The 4,828-nt window shown below is 71.3% G+C and carries 3 protein-coding genes; all 3 read left to right on the top strand.

Features of this window, described 5'->3' with window-relative positions; all coding sequences use genetic code 11:
* Window positions 1-4: 4 nt before the first annotated feature.
* The 3 genes from ATL45_RS23730 (at window position 5) to ATL45_RS23740 (ending at window position 4,743) form a co-directional block, all read left to right on the top strand.
* Complete coding sequence (locus ATL45_RS23730; RefSeq protein ID WP_093153754.1) at window positions 5-3,295, top strand: right-handed parallel beta-helix repeat-containing protein; 3,291 nt, start codon at window positions 5-7, stop codon at window positions 3,293-3,295.
* A gap of 107 nt (window positions 3,296-3,402) precedes the next feature.
* Window positions 3,403-3,813, top strand: coding sequence for a YbaB/EbfC family nucleoid-associated protein (locus tag ATL45_RS23735; RefSeq protein WP_093153756.1), 411 nt, complete (start codon window positions 3,403-3,405; stop codon window positions 3,811-3,813).
* A gap of 45 nt (window positions 3,814-3,858) precedes the next feature.
* Window positions 3,859-4,743 carry a hypothetical protein gene (locus ATL45_RS23740; protein ID WP_093153759.1) on the top strand — a complete coding sequence of 295 codons (885 nt, stop codon included), beginning with the start codon at window positions 3,859-3,861 and terminating at the stop codon, window positions 4,741-4,743.
* Window positions 4,744-4,828 lie beyond the last annotated feature (85 nt).

A 4,828-nucleotide genomic window follows, 5' to 3' on the forward strand; every position in this document is an offset into this window, starting at 1 on the left:
GGCGATGAACCGTGAACTGCTGGTGGTGGGCGGAGGCCGGGCCGGGGAGCACCCCACGATCGGTTCCGCCCTGGCGGCGGCCCGCGACGGGGCGGTGATCAGCGTCCGCCCCGGCCGGTACGAGGAGAACCTCGTCGTGGACCGGACGGTCAGCATCATCGCCGAGGACGGCGACGGCACCGTCGAGGTGCACGCGGCCGAGGGCAGCGCCCTGGTGGTCGACGCCGACGGGGTCCAGCTCCGGGGCCTGCGGCTCACCTGCGACGACACCGGTGTCGCCGCGGTGGACGTGCGGCGCGGCGAGGTCGCCCTCGACGGCTGCTGGGTGGCGGGCTCGTCGTGGGCGTCCCTGCTGACCAGGGGCACGGGATCGGTGGCCACGCGCGGCTGCGAGGTGACCAACACCAGCGGAGCCGGGATCGTGATCACCTCCTCGGCGCCGAGCACCGTGGAGGACACCGTCGTGGCCGACGTGGCCTCGTCGGCGGCGGTGGTCGGCGAGGACGGTTTCCTGACGCTGCGTCGGCTCGTGGTCAAGCGCCCGGAGGGCAACGGCATCTGCGTGAACGGCCGCGGCCGGTGCGTCGTCGAGCAGGGCGTGATCACCGCCGCCGCGAAACCCGGTGTCGTGGTGGAGCAGGAGGGCAGCCTCAAGGTCAGCGACCTGACCGTGCAGGACGGCGCGAACGTCGACCTCTACCTCACCGGCGGCACCTCGATCACCATCGCGGAGTCGTCGTTCTCCGGTGCCGCGGTGCAGGCCGCGCACATCTCGGGCACGGCGAAGCCGGAACTGCGCGGCTGCACCTTCACCGGCGCCGGGCGCAGCGCTGTGCAGGTGACCGGGCAGGCCTCGGCCAGGCTGGTCGAGTGCGTCCTGGCGGACTCCCCGGTCGGGCTCGTCGTGGACGGAGAAGCCTCGTCCCGGTTCGAGAACACCTCCGTGCGCGGAACCACCGAGGCCGTCGCGCAGGTGTCCACGGCCGCATCGGTGCACTTCACCCGCTTCCGGGCCAATGCGAGCGAGGGCGCCGGAATGCTGATCGACGACGGGGCGGTCGAGTTCGCCGACGTCGCGATCCAAACCGCCGCCACCGCGGTGCAGCTCTCGGCGAAGGCGAAGTTCACCGACGCCCGAATCAGCACCGGAGCCGAAACGGCGATCGCGGTCACCGGCAGCGGGCGCGCGGAGCTGACCTCGTCGATGCTGCGCGGCGGCGGGCTGGACGCGGGCTCCGCCGAAGTCGTGATCAGGGACAGCGAGATCGTTGACGTCTCCTCGGACGGCATCCGGGTCGCCCGCGGCGGCCTGCTCACCGGCATCCGCTGCCGGGTGCGCGGGGCGGGCGGACACGGCATCCGCCTCGCCGACGGCGCCCGGGCGGACCTGACGGAGTGCGAACTGCTCGACAGCGCCGCGAACGGCGCGCACCTGGAGACCGCCGAACCGGTGCGGTTGAGCCGGTGCGTGGTGAAGAACAGCGGCGGCGTGGCGGTCCGGCGCCCGGCCGACGACCGCCAGGTCTCGGTGGAGAACCTGGTGACCGACAGCGCGAGCACCGCGCCGCGGCTGGCCGGGGACAGCGGTCCGCGACCGGAGGCCGACACCGCCGGGCCGGGCGAGAGCAGCCTCCGCGAGGCGGGCGGCGCGGTGCTCGACGGGCCGCTGGCCGAGCTCGACTCGCTCATCGGCCTGGAAGGCGTCAAGCAGGAGGTCCGCGGCCTGATCAACCTGATCCGGATGTCGCAGGTCCGCCAGGAGATGGGCCTGCCGATGCCGCCGATGAGCAGGCACCTGGTGTTCGCGGGCCCGCCCGGCACCGGCAAGACCACGGTCGCCCGCCTCTACGGTGCGGTGCTCGGCGAGCTGGGCATCCTCTCCAGCGGCCACATGATCGAGGCCGCCCGGGCCGACCTCGTCGGGCAGTACATCGGATCGACCGCGATTAAGACGACCGAGCTGGTGACCAAGGCGATCGGCGGGGTGCTGTTCATCGACGAGGCCTACACGCTGACCGCCAGCACCGGCGGCGTCGGCCCGGACTTCGGTCAGGAAGCCGTGGACGCGCTCATGAAGATGATGGAGGACCACCGCGACGAGCTGGTGGTGATCGTCGCCGGTTATTCGGAGCTGATGGACAAGTTCCTCCAGTCCAACCCCGGCATGGCCTCCCGGTTCACCCGCACCATCGAGTTCCCCAACTACAGCGTCGAAGAACTGGTCACCATCACGAGCAACCTGTGCCGCAAGCACTACTACGAGCTCACCGACGACGCGGTGGAGGAGCTGACCGGGTACTTCACCCGGGTGCCGAAGGGGGAGACCTTCGGCAACGGCCGGGTCGCCCGCAAGCTCTTCGAATCGATGATCAGCACCCAGGCCTCGCGGCTGGCCCAGAACCCGCCCGCCAGGGACGCCGACTTCAGCAGGCTGACGGCGGCTGACGTCGCCCCGCAGATCGCGATGCTGGAACAGCTGCCCGCTGAGGAGACGGCGAGCAGCGACGCCGCCACCGACCCCACCTCGGCGGTCCGGGTGAGCCGGGCGTGGCGGCGGCTGTCCGACCTGATCGGGCTCGAAGGTCCGCGCCAGGCGATCGGCACAGCGCTGGTCTCGCTGTGCGAGCGCCGGAACAACCGCCGGTCCCTCGGCCAGCACGGCAACGCGGTGCTGACCGGGCCGAGGGGCAGCGGCAGACGGGAACTCGCCCGGCTCTACGCCCAGGGGCTCTCCGAGCTGGGGCTGATCGGCATCGGCCAGGTGGTGCACGCCTCGCTCACCGAGGACCTGCGTCCACAGTGGCCCGGACAGGCGGAGAGCCTGGTGCGCAAGGCGTTCCAGGACGCGCAGGGCGGCCTGGTCGTGGTGGACGTCGACGCGGACGGGAAGCCCCAGGCGGAGGAGGCGGAGGCGCTGCTGGCCGCGTTGCGCGAGCACGCCGCCGATCCGGTAGCGGTGCTGACCGGCACCCGCCCGGGCGTGGAGCACCTGTTCGAGCGGGTGCCGCAGCTCCGGGACTGCTTCGGGGAGTGGTGGCAGGTCGACGCGTACTCCGCGGCCGACCTGGCCGCCATCGCCGTCCGGCAGCTGCGCGAACGCGGCCACCAGGTGCCCGACGAGGTGTCCGCGGCGCTGCGCGCGCACATCGAGGAGTCCGGGGAGAACACGGTGTTCGGCGTCCACCGGCTCTCCCGCCGTCTGGCCCGGATGGCGGCTTCGCGCACGCTGGCCGCCGCCGACGTGGCCGGGCTGGCCAACCGGGCCGAGCTCGGCGGGCTGGCCTCGGTCGGGTGAGTCCGGGCAGATTCCGGTGCCCGGAGGTCTCCGGGTCGCCCGGTGTCGCCCAGCAGCCGTCCCGCCTTGTCGTTGACTTGTCCCGAAGAGCTTGGAGGAGGCCGGAAATGCCCGGAGTGGATCGCCGCAACGTGGAGATGTTGCGGGAGGCGTACGAACATCAGGTCACCGAACTCGCCGAGCGGCAGCGGCGGCTGAGCGAGGTCTCGGCGACCGCGGTGTCCCCGCGCCGCGAGCTGTCGGTCACGGTCGGCCCCCAGGGCGTGATCACCGAGCTGAAGTTCCTGACGAGCGCGTACCGCAGGTTGGCGAAGAACGAGCTGTCCGAGCTGGTGACGCGCACGATCGCCGACGCCCGGGCCAAGCTGACCGAGGAACTCGCGGAGGTCATGGCGCCGATGATGCCTCCCGGGATGGACGTGAAGGCCGTGCTGAACGGGACGGTCAGCGCCGAGCAGATGGCCCCGGACGAGTCCAAACTGCCGACCCTGCTGAGAGAACGGCTGAACCGGGGCTGAGACCCGGCCGGTGGGACGGGCGCGAGCAGCGGAGGGACGACGATCATGAGCCAGTTCTGGGTGGACCCCGAGAACCTGGGCCGCAGCGGCCAGGGTTACGCCGACGTGGGCGATCGGCTGGAGTCGATCCGGCAGCGGGTCAGCTCGTTCGGTGCCCGGTACCGGGGGAGCTTCGGTGACGACGACGTGGGCGTGGAGTTCTTCGGCAACTTCGACGAGGGCAACGAGACGTTCGTCGAAGGAGTCACCCAGCTCTCGGGATCGCTGCGCTACATCAGCGAGGGCCTCAACGAGAACGGGAAGATGTACGCGGGTTCCCGGGACGCTGCCGACGAGTTGTCGGGCAAGTTCAAGTCGTTGGGCGGCGATGTCCCGCTGCCGCCCGGCAAACCGGCGTCCTACCACGCGCGCAAGCCGAACGAAACCCCGCAGAACGACGTGATGCCCCGCAGACCGTTCCACCACTCGCGGTCGCACGCCCCGGACAAGCCCGGCCGGGAATCGAAGTCCACCGCGCAGCGGTCGGTCACGCACGTCGTGGGCGACCGGGAACCGGAAGGCGTGGTGACCCGGGACGCGCAGATGATCTCCGCGATGAGAAGACGCGCGACGTACGAGGGCGAGCAGACCAGGGTGGACGGCGTTCCGCTGCGCAAGAACCAGCGCATCGTCAGCGCCACCGAGCTGGAGGGCGGCGTCGTGCGCCTCAAGGTCGACGGTTACTCCGACATCACCGCCTTGGACGGCCACGACCTGACGCTCAACGGCCGGGGCGACCAGTCGAAGCCCTACCCGGCCGAGGAGGGCGAGCGGCTCTTCCTGGTCACCGAGGACCCCGGGTCGGAGAACTCCCGGAAGCCCGGGGATCAGATCTACATGGAGTTCCCCCGCGACGGCGAGCCGAGCTACTTCCGCCAGCCGTTGAACTGAGCGCGCTCGCCCCGGCGGCGTCGCGGTGAGGTCTTCCCCCTCGCTGAGGGGGTGTGGAGAAGAGCGGATCGAATGGTGGTGAGCA

Origin of the sequence: Saccharopolyspora antimicrobica (genome assembly GCF_003635025.1) — a bacterium.
Taxonomy (GTDB): Bacteria; Actinomycetota; Actinomycetes; order Mycobacteriales; family Pseudonocardiaceae; genus Saccharopolyspora; species Saccharopolyspora antimicrobica.